This is a genomic window from Labilibaculum sp. DW002 (assembly GCF_029029525.1).
In the GTDB taxonomy this organism is placed as follows: Bacteria; Bacteroidota; Bacteroidia; order Bacteroidales; family Marinifilaceae; genus Paralabilibaculum; species Paralabilibaculum antarcticum.
This window is the reverse complement of the sequence record NZ_JAKJSC010000001.1, coordinates 1,022,798-1,040,681: the sequence shown is the minus strand read 5'-3', so window position 1 is coordinate 1,040,681 and position 17,884 is coordinate 1,022,798. Positions and strand designations below refer to the sequence as shown.

15 protein-coding genes are annotated in these 17,884 nt (G+C 32.9%); 8 read left to right on the top strand and 7 right to left on the bottom strand.

All coding sequences use genetic code 11. The annotated features are described in order from the left end of the window. Positions 1 to 74: 74 nt before the first annotated feature. Positions 75 to 2,420: a TolC family protein gene (locus L3049_RS03995; protein ID WP_275108499.1), complete on the bottom strand. Its 2,346-nt coding sequence runs from the start codon at positions 2,418 to 2,420 to the stop codon at positions 75 to 77. Between the two features lie 750 nt (positions 2,421 to 3,170). Here L3049_RS03995 and L3049_RS03990 point away from each other — a divergent pair. Beyond that, positions 3,171 to 4,010, top strand: a complete 840-nt coding sequence (locus L3049_RS03990; RefSeq protein WP_275108498.1) for a prephenate dehydratase — start codon at positions 3,171 to 3,173, stop codon at positions 4,008 to 4,010. Here L3049_RS03990 and L3049_RS03985 read toward each other — a convergent pair. Both L3049_RS03985 and L3049_RS03980 read right to left on the bottom strand, forming a co-directional pair. Next, on the bottom strand, positions 4,007 to 4,276 hold the full coding sequence (locus L3049_RS03985) for a 4a-hydroxytetrahydrobiopterin dehydratase (protein WP_275108497.1): 270 nt from the start codon (positions 4,274 to 4,276) through the stop codon (positions 4,007 to 4,009). The two genes, L3049_RS03990 and L3049_RS03985, sit on opposite strands and share 4 nt — an antisense overlap. 99 nt (positions 4,277 to 4,375) lie before the next feature. After that, positions 4,376 to 5,341, bottom strand: a complete 966-nt coding sequence (locus L3049_RS03980; RefSeq protein WP_275108496.1) for a hypothetical protein — start codon at positions 5,339 to 5,341, stop codon at positions 4,376 to 4,378. Between the two features lie 401 nt (positions 5,342 to 5,742). On the opposite strand from L3049_RS03980, the gene L3049_RS03975 reads away from it, so the two are divergent. Further along, positions 5,743 to 7,761 (top strand): monovalent cation:proton antiporter family protein, encoded by a 2,019-nt coding sequence (locus L3049_RS03975; protein WP_275108495.1) that lies wholly within the window; start codon positions 5,743 to 5,745, stop codon positions 7,759 to 7,761. Here the strand turns inward: L3049_RS03975 and L3049_RS03970 are convergent. Further along, entirely contained in the window at positions 7,750 to 8,328 is a 579-nt protein-coding gene (locus L3049_RS03970; RefSeq protein ID WP_275108494.1) for a tetratricopeptide repeat protein, read from the bottom strand. The genes L3049_RS03975 and L3049_RS03970 overlap by 12 nt on opposite strands. 115 nt (positions 8,329 to 8,443) lie before the next feature. Beyond that, positions 8,444 to 8,824, bottom strand: coding sequence for a hypothetical protein (locus L3049_RS03965; RefSeq protein WP_275108493.1), 381 nt, complete (start codon positions 8,822 to 8,824; stop codon positions 8,444 to 8,446). 209 nt (positions 8,825 to 9,033) lie between these two features. On the opposite strand from L3049_RS03965, the gene L3049_RS03960 reads away from it, so the two are divergent. From L3049_RS03960 to L3049_RS03945, 4 genes are all read left to right on the top strand, one after another. Next, positions 9,034 to 10,278, top strand: a complete 1,245-nt coding sequence (locus L3049_RS03960) for a sensor histidine kinase (protein ID WP_275108492.1) — start codon at positions 9,034 to 9,036, stop codon at positions 10,276 to 10,278. A 9-nt stretch (positions 10,279 to 10,287) separates the two neighbouring features. Continuing rightward, on the top strand, positions 10,288 to 10,986 hold the full coding sequence (locus L3049_RS03955; protein WP_275108491.1) for a response regulator transcription factor: 699 nt from the start codon (positions 10,288 to 10,290) through the stop codon (positions 10,984 to 10,986). A gap of 40 nt (positions 10,987 to 11,026) precedes the next feature. Then, the gene (locus L3049_RS03950) at positions 11,027 to 11,722 is read left to right on the top strand and encodes a YggS family pyridoxal phosphate-dependent enzyme (RefSeq protein WP_275108490.1); all 696 of its coding nucleotides are present in this window, start codon (positions 11,027 to 11,029) and stop codon (positions 11,720 to 11,722) included. Between the two features lie 119 nt (positions 11,723 to 11,841). Beyond that, positions 11,842 to 12,846, top strand: a complete 1,005-nt coding sequence (locus L3049_RS03945; protein ID WP_275108489.1) for a dihydroorotate dehydrogenase-like protein — start codon at positions 11,842 to 11,844, stop codon at positions 12,844 to 12,846. Positions 12,847 to 12,882: 36 nt separating this feature from the next. Here the strand turns inward: L3049_RS03945 and L3049_RS03940 are convergent, their stop codons facing one another. After that, positions 12,883 to 13,404, bottom strand: coding sequence for a hypothetical protein (locus L3049_RS03940; protein ID WP_275108488.1), 522 nt, complete (start codon positions 13,402 to 13,404; stop codon positions 12,883 to 12,885). Positions 13,405 to 13,651: 247 nt separating this feature from the next. On the opposite strand from L3049_RS03940, the gene L3049_RS03935 reads away from it, so the two are divergent. After that, positions 13,652 to 14,509 carry a hypothetical protein gene (locus tag L3049_RS03935; protein ID WP_275108487.1) on the top strand — a complete coding sequence of 286 codons (858 nt, stop codon included), beginning with the start codon at positions 13,652 to 13,654 and terminating at the stop codon, positions 14,507 to 14,509. A gap of 38 nt (positions 14,510 to 14,547) precedes the next feature. After that, positions 14,548 to 14,979, top strand: a complete 432-nt coding sequence (locus L3049_RS03930) for a hypothetical protein (RefSeq protein WP_275108486.1) — start codon at positions 14,548 to 14,550, stop codon at positions 14,977 to 14,979. Positions 14,980 to 15,011: 32 nt separating this feature from the next. On the opposite strand, the gene uvrA is transcribed toward L3049_RS03930, so the two are convergent. Then, the gene (gene uvrA / locus L3049_RS03925) at positions 15,012 to 17,801 is read right to left on the bottom strand and encodes an excinuclease ABC subunit UvrA (protein WP_275108485.1); all 2,790 of its coding nucleotides are present in this window, start codon (positions 17,799 to 17,801) and stop codon (positions 15,012 to 15,014) included. Between the last annotated feature and the right edge of the window lie 83 nt (positions 17,802 to 17,884).

Genomic DNA, 17,884 nt, shown 5'->3' with positions numbered 1-17,884 from the left:
TGTGTGTTTTATTTTGTGAAATTTGTCAGAACAATAATGTGTTTAGACTTCTTTCGTATTGTTTGATTAATTTTTTAATTCATCTGAACGATTCGTTCTTTAACCTGGTTGACAAAAACTTGATTTTCTTCATCGGAATGGAGGCTAAAGAAATAGGACATGATTCGCTCGAGTTGTAAAATGCTCAATTGAAAGTTGTAGTCCGCATTGGCTTGTTGCTGTTGAGCTTGAAAATAAGCTTGCTGAGAATCAATTAACGAGGTAATACCAATCGCTCCGTTAGAATAGGAAATTTGCATTAGCTCTAAACTCTCTTTAGCGGCCTCGGTTGAAACCTTCGATAGCTCTATGTTTGAAAATTGACTGACGATGGAAAGAATGATATCATTCACATTTCTTTTGATTGATACAATGGTTTCATCTTTCTGAATATTCAATTGATCACGTTGTATAAATGACTTTTGTCGGTTTATATTTCTCTGATTTTTTTGAAAGATTGGCAGACTCACCTGCACGCCAACATTATAATAGCCGTCAGGCGCCCCCGTAATACCAGTTGGATATGTTGCGCCCTCACCATCTCTACTAAAAGTATGGTTATATTGGCCTTGCAAGCCGATTGTTGGCAGGAATTTGCTTCTTTGCTGGAGCATTGCTGAACGTTTGCTTGCACTAATATTGTGTTGCAATGATTTTAGCTCATGTGCATTCTCAATGGCTTTTTCTTCTATAAGATGAGTGAATCTTTCTCTTAGGAATGGATCATCCAGCATATTGAAAAATTTAAAATCGTCTTTATCACCAGGCTTCTTAAAATCGGAATTAAGAACATCAATTTTTAATCCTATTGGGTTGTTTAGAATCTGATTCAGTTCATTGAATGATTGATTGAGTTGTGTGTAGCTATTGACAATGTTTTGGGTTGCCATAGCCAGTTCACTTTTCCACCTCAAAACATCAGATTTTCCAGTTTGCCCTGCATCGTATTTTTGCTGAGCTATTTCGTAATTCTGACGTGTAACCCTTAGGTTTTCATCGTTAATTAAAAAGTTTGCCTTGGCAATTAGTGCATTGTAGAAGGCTACGCCAGCATTTAAAATGGCATCCTTTTCTTTAGCATTGTAAGTTTCTTTAGTCGCTTCTTTTAGTTCTTTTTGAATCTTGATGTTGGCACTAGCCTGTTCCGAGAAAATAAGTTGTTCGAATGTAATATTACCCGAAGTACTATATTCAGGATTCGATCCATTCGATACTTTAGCAAGTTCAGGATCCAAATGCGTTCCGCTTAGCGAAGTTGATAAATCTGGTAAGTATTCACTCTTCGATAGTTTAACTTCTTGATTAGCCAGTTCTATATTTTTCTGTTCTGCTTTTAGGTTCAAGTTCTGATTCAACACCTGATGAAAAACCTCAGGAAGGGTATATTGCTTTTGAAAAGAAATTTGGTTCGCGTTTCCCACAATATTGGTTCGTAAAAGAAAACTGTATTTAAGCGGGAAGTTGATTTGAAAAGCCGTTTCGATATTTAGAGATAATTTTGCCTGTAAATCCATATAGATAGGAAGTTGAGCTAAATTATCACCGTTCACAGCCGATTCAATATTCAATGCAATGCGTCTAAAAAATTGCTCCAGATTATTGACTGGTTGAGAGGTTAAAAGAACTCCATAGTCAGAAAGATGTTCGTTGATAGAAGTAAAGCTAGGTAAATTTTTCTGGTTGATCTTATTGACCAAACTGATTTGCTCATCTTTATTGAAAAATAGTCCGCCAGATAGATAAACGGCATCAAGAGATTCTAGTTTGCCATCAACATCATTGGCTTGTTTAATAGGTATAAGAACATATTCTGCTTCAATCGTTTTGAATATGTCATTTAGTGTATTCTTAACTGGATATATTTCAGTTAAGTAATCATCGACTATAATCCCAATCTTCTTAAAAGGATATATCTCCTTAAACTGTAATAAATCCCTTTTGTACGACTGAGGCGTTAATATATAGGTTAAGTTAGTGATGTTAGAACTAATTTGTCCTTCAGGAAAAGTGATAAAATCGTCGTTGATAACACCAAAGAGAATAACAGGTTTCGAAAAAATCTTGTTTTTTCCAATCACAAAATTATTGACTGATCCGAAAGAAAGGATCAGGTCAACATCATCTGATTGAACCATGTTTTCATAATTGCTTTTCGCCTTTTCAAGGTTTAGGTCATTCAACAGAATGAAAGAATCTTTGAATACGATATTCGCCGATTGTCCGACAACCGATTTGATTTCTTCTTTAAGCTGAAGCAGTATTTGTTCATTTTCAGGAATCAGTTTATCACCTAGAATGGCGATGGTATAATCTTCTTGTTGTTGAGATCGCCCCAAAAAGGAGGAGAATATCAAAAGAAGTAAGATGAAAGTGTTCTTCATGTTAAATACATTTAATAATGATTTTAAATATGATTAGAATCGTTTACTATAAATCTACAAATAAGGATTAAGCTCATCAAATAAAAAGAAAAAGAGTTTGGCGTCTTAATCTATAATTTTATTTATGACATTATAGATTTAATCAATTGTTTGAAATAAAAGTACTTGGTTATAATTTTAGTTGAATATTTATTGAATGAAGTTGCTTTTTTTTGAATGATAATAAAGTGGAAATTTGATACATTTCGATTTGTTATTTGAATGTTGTGTTTTATTTATAGTACGAAGATTGTACTAATAGGAGAATTAATCCATCTTAATTAAGCTCAAGTGGTAATATTTCAGACTTAAGTGTCCTTTTAAAGGTGTGAAGTGAATGCACTAGCTCATTGAAGTGACAATACAAAGTCGTGGAAGTTGGCGGATTGTTAAGATATTTTTTTATCTTTGAAATGAATTAGTACACTAAGTATGAGACGAAACATGCATATCGAACGATTTTTCTTTTTTAGCAACTGTTGTTAGAAGAGGTTTCGCATGTACTAGTAATTGTTGATGAGCCTCTTTAAAGGCTCTTTTTTTTGCACATATGAGAACAGTATATTTTAATAATTGGTTTTTTATTTTTTTCTTTTTTAGTGGAGAGAAGAACAGAATTCTAATGAAATAAATTTTAATAATATTCATAGAGAGTTCTGATTAATCAGAACTCTTTTTTTTGATCAAAATCTAACAGTAACCAAAATAACCATGGACAAAAGAAAAATTGTAATTCAAGGAGTTGAAGGGTGTTTTCACCATGTGGCTGCGAATGCATATTACGGAGAAGATGTAGAGATTATACCTTCTGGTAATTTTGCGACATTAATTGAATTAATTCAAGACGATACGGTATGTGATGGAGGAATAATGGCAATTGAAAATTCAATAGCAGGAAGTATTCTTCAAAACTATGGCCTGCTTCAAGATTCGGGTCTTGTTATTGAAGGAGAAATCTTTTTGCGAATAAAACAAAATTTGATGGCTTTACCAGGTCAGAAAATTGAAGATTTAAAAGAAGTTCATTCTCATCCAATGGCGATTAGTCAGTGTCGAGCCTTTTTTAGAGATTATCCTCATATAAAACTGGTAGAGATGGAAGATACAGCTTTGAGTGCGAAGAATATTCGAGATAATGAGCTGCTAGGTATAGGAGCAATAGCCGGTGATTTACCTGCTGAGTTGTATGAATTGGATATACTAGCAGAGCAGATTGAAAGTATTAAGAATAATCAAACCCGTTTTTTTATTTTAAAACGTAAAAAAGAAGTTGGACCTAATGGTGGTTTTACCAAGGCGTCACTTTATTTTAGTACAAGTCATAATCCTGGAAGTTTATCTTATATTTTGGATTGTTTTGCACAGGCAAACATTAATTTATCTAAGATTCAATCTTTACCAATTCCAGGAATTAATTGGGAGTATTTCTTCCATGTCGATTTAGAATTTGAGCTTCCAAGTCAGTTTAAAAATGTGATGAATAAAATATCGGAATCAGCTAAAGAAATGACAATCTTAGGAACTTATAACAAGGGAATAGTGATTACCTAATAGACTTTCATCGAATCATAAATATGATCGATTGTTTTGGCAAGTGCAATGTCTTTTTTTGTAATTCTTCTTTTGGAATGCGTTGTAAGTGAGATTCGTACATTTTTATAATTGTACAATTTTAGATCTGGATGGTGATCTGCTTTTTCAGCCTCATTGGCTATTAAATTGATAAAGTTGATTCCTTCCGCAAAATTAGGCAGAACATAGTTTTTAACTAATTTGCTGTCTATTTCACTCCATCCTTGGTCTAGTAATATATTCATGATGTCTACATTAAATACATAAAGGTAAGGAAACAAAATACCAATGTAAATAGTAAAGGGTAGCTTAAATAGCTACCCTTTGTTATTTTTTATAAGATATTATAAAGAGACTACACGGTCTAATTCTTCACCCATAATTTGAGCGCCACTATAAAGAGCCGATCTCTCTTCTGCTTCCATATACATATCAAATGGCAAAGAAATATTGTAAGCTGTCATTGTTAAAGTTGCAATGTCATCTCTAGCACCTAAATGAGTTCGCCAATCCATTTCCGATTGATCTAAAAGATACGCATAAACAGGACCAGTATAGTAAGCAAAACAATTTACGAAGGAATCTGACTCCCAAATATTCTCCAACTTATCTTGCAAATAATTTTTAAATCCCTCATTACTCCTGCATATTTTCTGAGCAGTGTATTCTGCCATACCTTCATGAATTTCGAATCGATTTTCACAATCGTCACATTCGCTATACAATGCTCTTCTGTAATTACGAAAACAAATTGCATCAGTAATCGCTTGCTTCATATTTTCACCTTCACTTTGCAAAGCAAATTCCAATGCTTTCCATTCCAATTTCATCCAAAAGCGAGCTTCCATCTCTTTCATATGGTTGTTGTCATATGGTTTTGGTTTAAGGTTCATCTCTGGCTGTACACAATGAAAGGCTTCGTGGATAATAATGCATTGTCTTTCGATTGTATTAATTGGTAAAGGAAGAGGAATAACAGCCCATATACGATTGTCTATTTTTGCAGGTCCTTTTACAATATTTATAAATTCGGGTAGCGCACCAGAATAAATGTTATTGTGCGAACTTAATTCTAGTTTTGAACTATTTGTATTTGTATAAATGATTCCGTTTTCTTCGTCTACTAATAAAATTGGAACATCAAGAGTTCGGCCCCATAGTAAGCCATTTTCAGAGGAACATAAGGCTTTCGTTTCGGAGAATATTTTTTCAATCTCTTTTAAGTCGTTTGCTTTCGCAAAGCTCAACGAGGAGAACAATAGTTGCATGCCTAGAAAAAGGGAAATCCATATCAATCTGTGTGTTTTCATTTTCTTTGGTTAATTAGATGTTTGATTTCTTACTCTTTTAATCTGTTTGATGCATTTGTGGTTTTACACTTAGGCAATATCAGTATTTGTGCCATTGTTTATAAGTGGTTAATATATAGGAGTTAAGCTTTGCTTTGTTTCTTTTTAATAAATCTTAATAGTGATTGCTATCGTACAGTTAGTGTTCGAATATGAACAAATTCACTTTAATAAAATATTTCCTTAAAATTGAGTTGAACTACCATTTTAAACGCTATTAATTTTCATTTTATGATTTATCTCTAAAAACAAAAATGAATTGAAAATTAATTTGTTGATTATATTCTGTATCTTAAAATAGAAACTTATGGGCGATAGTAGGTTTGAATAGTTTTGTAAGGTGTCAATATAAAATTACTTGAATGGGTAATGCTTTTGAAATAGCAACAATTATTATTGGTTTTCTAATTGTAGCAACTGCTTCTAATAGAATAGCCAAGTATTTTCCTAGAATTAAATTGCCTATCATTACTGGTCTTCTTTTTATAGGGATTTTATCTGGCCCTTTCATATTAAATTTTCTACCAAAACAATCTCTTAAGCATCTTCATTTTATAAATGAAACCTCTCTTGCCTTTATTGCTTTTGCTGCAGGTGCCGAATTGTATTTAAAGGAATTAAAAGGACGAATGAAAAGTATAAAGTGGATGACTTTTGGGCAACTCTTTTTTACATTTGGATTAAGTATTGCTGGAATTTTATTCTTTTCTAATAGAATAGGTTTTTTATCAGAACTAGAATGGCCTGTAAAATTGGCCATCGCATTGCTTATAGGAACAATTTTTGTTACTAGATCGCCTGCTTCGGCAATTGCAGTGATTAATGAGATGCGTGCAAAAGGTCCTTATACTCAAACGGCAATTGGTGTTACGGTAATTAAGGATGTTTTAGTAATTGTATTGTTCACAATTTGTTTCTCAATAGCTGGTGCCTTAATCTCTAATGTTCCTTTCGACTTTTGGTTAGTTGCAATATTATTTGGAGAATTGTGTTTATCCATTTGTATTGGTTTTATACTTGGCCAAGTAATGAACTTAGTTTTAGGATTAAGATTGGGCACAATGTTCAAAGCTAGTTGCTTGGTTGTTTTAGGCTATAGTATTTATTTATTGGCTCATCTGGCTCGAATAAAAAGCAATTCTTGGTTTGGATTTGAACTTTATATAGAACCATTACTAATTTGTATTTTAGGTAGTTTTGTGGTTGTTAATTACGGAAGTAATAGAAGAGAATTTACTAAAATAATAGAGTTAGTTGTTCCCACTATTTATGTGTTGTTCTATACTTTAACAGGTGCTTCAGTATCCTTAGATGTCCTTGCTCAGGCTTGGTCTGTTGCCTTGTTGTTTTTTATCATTCGATTGGTGAGTATGGCAATTGGTGCGGTAATCGGAGGTGCCTTAGGTGGCGATCCGATGAAAATAAATCGTTTTGCATGGATGCCTTATGTAACGCAAGCGGGTGTTGCAATAGGATTGGTTTCTGTTGTATCTTCGAAATATCCTGAATGGGGACCACAGTTTGCTGCGATTTTAATTGCTGTTATTGTAATGAATGAAATATTAGGACCTCCATTGTTTAAGTGGTTTATTTTAATGGTTGGAGAAAGCCATAAAAAAAAGGAATTACAGCATGAAAATAGAATTCAAAAGGCTATCATTTTCGGTCTAGAAGGTCAATCACTTGCTTTGGCAAGACAACTAATGGATAATGATTGGATTGTAAAAGTGGTAACTCGAAATGAAGAGAGAGCAAAGCTAGAATATCAAGGTGTAGATGTTCGCTATGTTAAAGAATTAAGCTTGGTTGAACTAAAACGTTTAAAAGCAGATAAAGCAGATGCCATTGTGATGATGAACAAAGATGAGGATAATTTGAAGGTTTGTGAAATTGCCTACGAGCATTTTGGTACTAGAGACTTGGTTGTTAGAGTTCATGAGAGGAGCTTTATAAACAAGTTTCATGAACTAGGCGCTTTAATTGTAGAGCCAACTACGGTTATGGTTAGTTTGATGGATCATTTGGTACGCTCTCCAATTGCTACTAGTTTATTGTTGGGCATGGAGAAAAACCATGATACTGTTGATATTGAAATGCAAAATCATGAATTGCATGGAGTATCTTTACGTGATATTCAAATACCTACAGACGTAATTATTTTAGCTACAAAACGAAATCAAAATACGCTAATTTCTACTGGGTATACACGATTGCGTTTGGGTGATGTATTAACCGTTGTAGGATCAATAGAAAGTATTGAAAAAGTGCGTTTAAAAATGGAAAATTTAGATGCTCCAAATTTTAGACAATCACGTTTTACAGGAAAAACAATATCCTTTAAAGGGAAGCCAATACCTACCGACCCAGATTTACCAACATAAAAAGACACTAGTCCAAAAGGCAAGTGGTACGACAGTACCCCAAATAATTTCTTCCCGATGACGTGCCCGGTTTACTCTTTCATTTTCAATAATAATGCGCATTTTGTTTAATTCACTGCGATTCAGGTTTTGAGTAATAATTTGTTTCTCTTTTTGAATATTGTCCAGATAGATAGTTGCTTCTCTAATTCTGGTTGGAGTGCTGTTAACCACTTGAATTAAGTCATCTTCCGCTTCCATTAGTCGATTAAGATGATAAAGTGCCATGCCTCTTTGTAATCGCACTTCATCTAAATAGGGTTTTTTGTCTAAAACATGATTGAAATCCTGAATAGCAGAAGTGTAATTTTTAAGTTGCATTTGCGCATAGCCTCGATCTTGAAAAATAGCGCTGTAATAGGGCATAATTGAAATTGCAGTATCTAAATTATGAATCGCATTTTTGTAATCTCCCTTTAGAATCAAGGTTCTACCTTTGTCATGATACGCTTTGTATCGTTCTACATTTTGCGCACTAAGCCCTGAAAACCATAGCGTGCAAATTGCTAACAGAATAAAATTTTTCATTTTTGTGCTTATTGATTTATTAATACAACTTAAAAATAGAAGCATAAATTGTACCAAAGTGCATAAAAAAACCCTTCGATTATTACCGAAGGGTTCACAGATATTTATAATATCCTTATGCTTTCTTGCAACATTCTTTTTTGCAATCAGCATCACATTTCTTAGCACTTGCTTCTTTAGTACATTCTTTTTTGCACTTAGAATCACATTTTTTAGCTTTTGCTTCTTTTGTGCACTTTTCAGCTTTATCACATTTTTCAGCTTTAGCTTCTTTAGAGCAGCAAGCTTTCTTTTTTGCATCTTTCGAGCAACAGGCTTTTGTACAATCTTTAGAACATTTTTTCTTTTCAACCTTTTTTTGCTCCTGATCTTGTGTTTGATCAAGGTCTTGACTTAAAGAAATTTCGTTATCTAAAATTAAAGTAGCTGGCTGACTTGCAACACCAACAACACTTATCGCAAATACAAATAGAAGTCCAAATAATAACTTTTTCATGTTTATAAATTTAAAATGTTAATTAATCTGTTTTAGTTTTTTTTTGAATTGTTTCATAAAGATTGTAAAAGATCTTTTTATCTCTTGTTAATGAATTGTTAAAGGATTTAAATCTTTTAAAAATTAAACTAAATTTGATGTGAGAAACTCCGCACTAACACCAAGTGTTCTAAATGAATGTGGAGTGTTTGATATGATTACTGAAGCGAATGAATAAAATTAAAAAATATAGAATTCAAATCTTTATTGTTATTTCAATTATAGTCTTGTTATTGCTTTTATTAATTCAGATTAGATGGATTAGCAGAGCTAGGAGCTTAAATGAAGAACAATTTAATCATCGTGTAGGATTGGCTTTACATGAATCTGTTGATGAGTTTACAAAGGATCAGCAGAGTTGTGAGCAAATGCGTAAATGCATGAGTAAATCGAAATACGATGCTAATGATAGTGCTTTGTTGGAATTAGAAGTAAGCCGATTGGATTCAATTATAAAGCAGCAGTTTAAAAACTACCAAATACAATCTCCTTATAACATTGAGGTATTAAGTACGGAAGATGAACAGCCAAAAAGTAAATGCTTTTATTATAGTCTAAGAAAAGCTTTGAGTCATGATAAGGCGATTTTAAATGTGTATTTTCAGAAGAGAGAAAAGAATTTAATGGATAGTATGGGTAGTATGTTTATTTGCTCCTTAATCTTGATTATTATTCTTTGTACATTTTTTGGAGTAACTGTCTTTTCCTTAATTAATGATAAAAAAATATTGGGTAGAACAACCGATTTGATCAACAATATTGCCCATGAATTTAAAACGCCAATGGCAACAATTTCATTGGCTAGTGGGATGTTGAAGCGAGAGAAAATACACTCTAATTCAGATCAAATTATGCATTATTCTAATATGATTTTCTCAGAGAATAATCGTTTGAAAATTCAGGTTGACCAGTTATTGAAATTAGCTTGTATGGAACGGGGAGAACTGAAATTGAATTCAGATCAATTTCATTTGCATGAGTTAATGGAGGAGTGTTCGGACTGTATTTCTGTTCAATTAGCAGAAAAAGGAGGAAGTGTAGATTTTAAATTGGAAGCTGTTAATGATAAAATTTGTGGGGATAGAAGTCTAATTCAAAACGTATTATTGAATATCTTAGATAATGCGGTTAAGTATTCTGATTCAGCACCCGAAATTAAAATTGAAAGTAAGAATATAAATGGCCATCTTTATGTTGCTATATCCGATAAGGGAATAGGAATGACTAAAGAAGAACAAAATCATATTTTTGATCGATATTATCGTGCATCAACAGGTGATTTACATGATGTAAAAGGATTTGGAATCGGCTTGTCGTATTCTAAAATGATTATTGATTTGCACAAAGGAAAAATAAACGTATTAAGTAAGAAAAAGAATGGTAGTACCTTTACTATTGTTCTACCCTCATTATAAGAAATGGCTATGACTAACTCTCACTCAAAAAATATACTTTTAGTTGAAGATGATCCCAATTTAGGACTTGTTTTAAATGATTTCCTGAAAATGGAAGGTTTCAATGTTACTTTAGCAAGAGATGGAGAAAAAGGTTTAGAAGCTTTTACATCTTCGGAATATGACCTTTGTTTGTTAGATTGTATGATGCCAAAAATGGATGGGTTCACATTAGCCACTAAAATTCGCAAATCCAATCAAGACATTCCAATTATATTTTTAACTGCAAAATCATTAAAAGAAGATAAATTAAAAGGATTTGATTTAGGGGGCGATGATTACATTACCAAACCTTTTGACGAAGACGAATTGGTAAGAAGGGTTAATGCAGTTTTAAAGAGAAGTAATAAAACTCCAGAATTAAAGGAACAGATGTTTAATTTAGGTGGTTTTGTGTATGATCATTTAAACTTAACCCTTACCAAGGATGGTGAGGTGTCTCGAATTACTCAGAAAGAGGGAGAAGTCTTATACCTTTTGCTGAAAAGTAAAAATAATGTTCTTCGCCGAGAAGATATTTTAGTGAAAGTATGGGGAGAGAATGATTACTTTATGGGGCGAAGCTTAGATGTATTTATCACCAAACTTAGAAAACATTTAAAACTTGATCCTAAAATTAAGATTGAAAATGTACATGGAGTAGGATTTATTTTATCCGACAGTAATTAAGTTAGGAATCAATATTACAAAATCCTTAAAAATTGTAATTTTGAAACTGAAATTTAAAAATCTACAATTTGCCATGAGCATACCTCAGAAAATAAATACCATTATCGAAGAAATACCATCTAATGTAAAATTAGTTGCGGTCTCAAAAACCAAACCACAGGAAGATATTCTAAAAGCGTATGAGGGAGGATATCGAATTTTTGGGGAGAATAAGCCACAAGAACTAACACAAAAACATGCTGATTTACCAAAAGATATAGAATGGCATTTTATCGGTCACCTTCAGACAAATAAGGTGAAATACATTGCTGAGTTTGTTCACCTTATACATGCTGTTGATAGCATGAAGCTACTAAAAGAAATCAACAAGCAAGCAGCTAAAAACAATAGAGAAATTAATTGTTTACTTCAATTTCATATAGCAGATGAAGCTTCTAAGTTTGGTTTAGATTTAGTTAAAGCGAAAGAATTATTAGCATCAGATGAATACAAAGCATTGAATTCAATAAAAATTGTTGGTGTTATGGGAATGGCAACTTACACGAATGATGAGGATCAAATCAGAAGAGAATTTGCAAATTTGAAGACAATTTTCGAAGCTTTAAAATCAGAATCCTTTTCGAATGAAGATAGCTTCAAGGAAATATCAATGGGAATGTCGGGTGATTATAAAATTGCTATTGAAGAGGGAAGTACGATGATCAGGCTTGGGAGCACAATTTTTGGATCGAGATAAAACAAGCTTATTTATTTTAGAGAATTAAGTCACTTAAAAGGATGTTAATATCTCTTTTGAAATTAGTATATTTGTTCGTTAACGTTTGAAATTTATAAAAAAAAATAAAGAATACTAGCATGATAAATCTTGAAACCACCTATATGGGATTGAATTTAAAAAATCCCATTGTAGTTAGCAGTTCTGGTTTAACCAACTCTGTTCGTAAAATAAAAATATTGGAAGAAAAAGGTGCTGGCGCTGTTGTACTGAAATCTCTTTTCGAAGAGCAAATTAGTAATGAAGCAAAACATTTGATCAGTAAAGATCCTGCAAATGTTAGTTATCCTGAGGCAGAAGATTACATTCAGACCTACATAAAAGGAAATTCTGTATCGAATTACTTAAGCTTAATTAAAGATGCTAAAGAGGCAGTTTCGATACCTGTAATTGCAAGTATTAATTGCGTAAGTTCTTCTGATTGGACCTCTTTTGCAAAAGAGATTGAACAAGCTGGTGCTGATGCTATCGAGTTAAATGTATTTATCGTTCCTAACGATAGAAATATGAGTTCAACAGAATATGAGAATTTGTACTACAATATATTTAAGGCAGTTAAAAAAGAGGTGAGTATTCCTGTTTCTTTGAAAATTGGGATCTATTTTACCAATTTATTTTCTGTTGCAAATCGATTGAATGCTGGTGGAGCAGATGCTTTGGTACTGTTCAACCGTTTTTACGAACCAGATATTGATATTGAGAAGCTTGAGATGACTTCAGCTGAGGTTTTAAGTTCGCCTGCGGATATTCGTAAATCTTTGCGTTGGGTGGGTATGGTTAGTGATAAAATTCGTGGTATTGATGTTTCAGCTTCCACTGGAATTCACGATGGTGAAGCGGCTATCAAGCAATTGCTTGCAGGTGCTAAAACGATTCAACTTTGTTCTACCATTTATGAAAATGGTTTCGATCAAATTACAAATATCTTGGAGGATATATCCAAATGGATGAATAGAAAAGAATTCAAATCGATTGATGAATTTAGAGGTAGTTTGAATTATGGAAGTATTCCAAATTCAGCTATGTACGAGAGAGCTCAGTTTATGAAATACTTTTCGAATAGTCAAAAAGAAGTTTTAATATAAAAAACAAAAGCCGCTGAAAAGCGGCTTTTTTATTTTTTATAGCTGATCGATGATATGAATAGCTTCATGAATCATTCCTTTTTTCTCTGCTGAAGAGCCTGGAATAGCATTTTTTAATTTGGTCATCTCAACAGGTTTTATCATTTCAGGAACTTTTTCAGTAATATTCTCAATTACGGTAAAAGCTTCAAAAGCGATTTCAAAATCTGCTTCAATAAGCAAGTCTACAAAAACTGATAGATGTTTTGAGAAATCAATACTTGCCTCCCAACATACCTCAACAATACTTTTACGTATCGAAAGATACTTATCATTCTTAATTGCTTCGATAATTATTTTATCTGTTTCCTGAATTTTAAGATCTGCAAGAAAATTAAGTATAGACACTTTAATTTCGCTAGTAGGAGTGCTTAAAAGTAAATCAAATAAATGATTGACATCTTCGGGTTTTCCTTCTTGTCGTAATTGATTTATTGAATTGAGAACTACCTTATTGTCCTTAGAGCCTAGTCCTAAGATAATTGCTGTGTGTAAATCCTTTTTATTAATTTCGCTCATGAAATAGTTTAATTTATTTGATGCGAAATTACTATTTTTTATTCGTTTACATCTCAAATTTAAAATCAAGTATTTAAAAAATTGATTGTCAGAATTAAAGAAGATGTTAATTTTGTTAGATTATCAATGCTTTACGTTTATTCGCAAGCTAAAATTTAAATATTGTTTAAAAATATGATATATTATTCCTGAAAAATTGTAAATTAAGTTTGATAGAAGGAATATGTTAATCTATAGCACCTATACTATGAGAATTATTATTTCGTGTATTTGTATTTTGTTGCTGTTTTCTTCGTGTAATTTATTCTCATCAAAAAATAAGGATAAAATTACCGAAGAACAGATGCTGGAACACCAGTTAATGGAAGAGAATACAGAAAAAATGAAACGAATTTTTTTCGTTTTACCAAGCCCAATTGAAATTTCCATTTTGATAAAAAAATCAGGAGTTCATTTTCAGGAAAATTTATTGAATAGCACAGAAAACTTGCCTGGTTACTCAACAAGTCCGTCAAGAGCCATTGCATTGGGAGTGTATTGTGCCGATCTTAGTTATGCTAGCCTAAACGAGCAATATCAAATATCGATAGAATATATAAATGTTGCGCGTAACTTGGCAGAGTCCTTAGGTGTTCTTAGAACGGTTGATCAGGAGAAGATTAATACCTTAGAAAATAACGTAACCAATAAAGATTTGATTGTCGATATCATTTCTGAAATTTATATGGAATCAAGTGATCAATTGCGAGAGCAAGATCGATACTCCTTGGCAGCTTTAATGCTAATTGGAGGTTGGGTTGAAAGTATTTATCTGGCTACTCAAAGTGTTTCTTTAGACGAAGAATCTCACCAGCTTTTAATCAAACAAATATTAGATCAAAAATTGTCTCTTGAAAGTATCAAAACTGTATTAAGAGATAATCAGTCTGATCCAACAATAAAACCTATTTATATGGATGTATTGCAGTTGGAAAAACTTTTTGATAGATGCGTAAAGAATACTAATTCTGAAGAGACTAATGACTTTAGAGAATCTGTTGATTCTCTGGTTTTTGTTCAGTTAGTTGCTAAAGTTGGTGAAATGAGAGAATATTTAGTTCAATAATATAAAGTCATTAAAACGTAAATTGTAAGTATTATTTTATGAAGTATACAATTATTACAGTTCTACTTTTATTATTTTTCAATGTAAATATTGGATATACTCAATGTCGGGATTTTGCAAAGGAAATTTGCAAACCGAAATTGCAAAATTATGCTCATGATGGAAATTACAATGGTGCTTTTTTGAATGAAGAGGAAGAGGTTGAAATACACAAAGCCTTTTTTGTTGGTCAAAAGTATCGAATTGTTGTGGGGAAGGAAGAAAACTTGCCTACCATTCATTTTCAAGTAAAGGATACAGACAATAATTTACTTTTCGATAATCAAGAAAGTGCGTATGTTGATTTTTATGATTTCACTTTAGAAACATCCAAAACACTTGTTATTTCTATTCGTTTTGTAAAAGATGAAGATCCTGAAAAGAACTTAGAAAATGGATGCATTTCTATTCTATTTGGTATTGAATTATAAAAAAAAAGGTTCCTATTAGGAACCTTTTTTTTTTATAATTTATCTTGTAAGTATTGTCCAGTATAAGATTTGGAACATTTTACGGCATCTTCAGGTATTCCTTCAAAAACAACTTGTCCACCTTTATTTCCGCCATCAGGCCCCAAGTCAATAATCCAATCGGCACACTTTATAACTTCCATATTGTGTTCAATAACGATCAAACTATGACCTCTTGCAATAAGAGCATTGAAAGCATCCATTAACTTATTAATGTCATGGAAATGAAGACCTGTGGTTGGTTCATCGAATATGAAAAGGCAAGGCTCAGCTTTCTCTTTTGCCAAGAATGAAGCTAGTTTTACTCTTTGGCTTTCACCACCACTTAACGTGCTTGATGCTTGACCAAGCTTTACATAACCTAGACCGACATCCACTAAGGGTTTTAATCGTTGTGCAATTTTTTTCTCTGTTCTTCCATCCGATGCCATGAAGAATTCAGTCGCTTCGTTTACAGTCATCTCCAAAATATCGTGTATGTTCTTTTCACGATATCTGACATCAAGAATATCATCTTTGAATCGGCGCCCTTTACAACTTTCACATTGTAAATAAACATCAGCCATAAATTGCATTTCTACCTTTATAATTCCTTCTCCTTGACATTCGTCACATCGGCCACCATCAATATTAAATGAGAAATGAGCAGATTTAAAACCACTGTATTTTGAGGCTTGTTGTTCTGCATATAACTTTCGAATCTCATCGTATGCTTTAAGATAGGTTACGGGATTCGATCGAGATGATTTACCGATTGGGTTTTGATCAACAAACTCAACATTGCTGATCATATGTAGATCCCCTTTTAATGCATCAAAATGTCCACTTTTGTCTGAATAGCCGCCATAATGTTTTTTAAGAGCAGGGTAGAGGATCGTTTTAATTAATGATGATTTTCCAGATCCACTAACACCAGTTACCAAAGTCATTGTGTTTAAAGGAAACTTGATGTCTAAAGACTTTAAGTTATTCTCTCTTGCACCAAGAATTTCAATATAGTTATTCCATTTTTTGCGGGTTTCAGGAACAGGAATAGCCATTGTTTTTGAAATGTATTTAGCAGTTAAGCTATCGGTCGAACTCTTAAGCTCCTTTAAGTTTCCTTGAAAAACAACCTCGCCTCCAAGTCTGCCAGCATATGGTCCTATATCAATTAGTTCATCAGCTGCTAGAATAATGTCTTCATCATGTTCAACAACAATAACCGTGTTTCCCAAGTCGCGCAATTGCCTTAGTACCTTAATAAGAAGTTCCGTATCTCTGGAATGTAGTCCAATGCTGGGTTCATCTAATATATATAGTGATCCAACAAGGCTACTGCCTAATGAGGTTGCCAGGTTAATTCGTTGTGATTCTCCACCCGAAAGGCTACTGGATAACCGGTTTAAGGTAAGATATCCAAGTCCAACATCAGATAAAAAATTGATGCGATTATTAATGTCAATTAATAGGCGGCTAGCAATTTTTTCATTTGTTTGGTTAAGCGTTAAGTTTTGAAAGAATTCCTTTAGTTGGTTTAATGGCATCAGAACTAAATCCTGAATACTCATGCCTTCAATTTTAATGTATCCTGCTTCTTTTTTTAATCGTGTTCCTCTACAATCGGGACAAGTTGTTTTACCACGATATCGTGAAAGCATCACTCTATATTGGATTTTGTATTGTTTCGATTCCACATAGGCGAAGAACGCGTTCAGACCTTTAAAATGTTTATTCCCAGTCCAAAGTAATTGTTTTTGTTTTTCGCTAAGCTCGAAGAAAGGTTTGTGAATAGGGAAATCGAATTTGTCAGCAGCAAAGATCAGAACTTCTTTCCACTTTTTCATTTTCTCACCTTTCCAGCACACAACAGCATCTTCGTACACACTTAAGGTTTTGTTTGGAATCACAAGATCTTCATCAATTCCAATAACTTTTCCAAAACCTTCACATTTAGGACAAGCACCAACTGGATTATTAAAACTGAATGTGTGTGTATTAGGGTCTTCGAATGTCAAGTCATCTGCTTCAAAACGATTTGAAAAGGATTTGTAATTGGTGCTTGAGTCAATTGACAATAGGCATTCACCTTTACCTTCATAAAAAGCAGTTTGTAAGGAGTCTGCAATTCTGTTTTGTGTATCTTCATCAGAGGAAACTCGAATTCGATCTATGACAATATGAATTGGTTCATCTATTTTAAGAAGATCCGGATTTTCAATTGCCTCAAATATTTTATGTGCTTTACCATCAATTTCAATTCTCGAAAAACCTTGTTGAGAGAGAACCTCTAGCTGCTCTTTTTTACTTCTGTCACCATTGTGCATTTCTGCAAGAATCATAACAGGTACATCTTCTTTCTGTTTTAGAATGTAATTTACAACATCAGTAATCGAATGTCTTTTAACTAACTTATTCGAAATAGGAGAGTAGGTTTTTCCAACTCTTGCGAACAGAAGTTTCAGATAATCATATATTTCTGTAGAAGTACCTACGGTTGAACGAGGGTTGCGGGTGTTTACCTTTTGTTCAATGGCAATAGCAGGTGGTATCCCTTTTATATAGTCTACTTCTGGTTTATTTATTCGACCAAGGAATTGACGTGCATAAGCTGATAAACTTTCAACATAACGACGCTGACCTTCTGCATAAAGCGTATCAAATGCTAAAGATGATTTTCCAGAACCGGAAAGTCCTGTAACTACAATAAACTTATTGCGAGGAATTTTTAAGTCAATATTTTTTAAATTATGGACCTTAGCTCCTTTTATATAGATGTATTTTTCTGAATTTTTTTCTGTCATATTCTCCACCCGAGTGCAAATTCGGTCTCCTGTATCATTGCTAAAAACGAATCTACAAAGTTATTTAACTTCTAAACATTTTC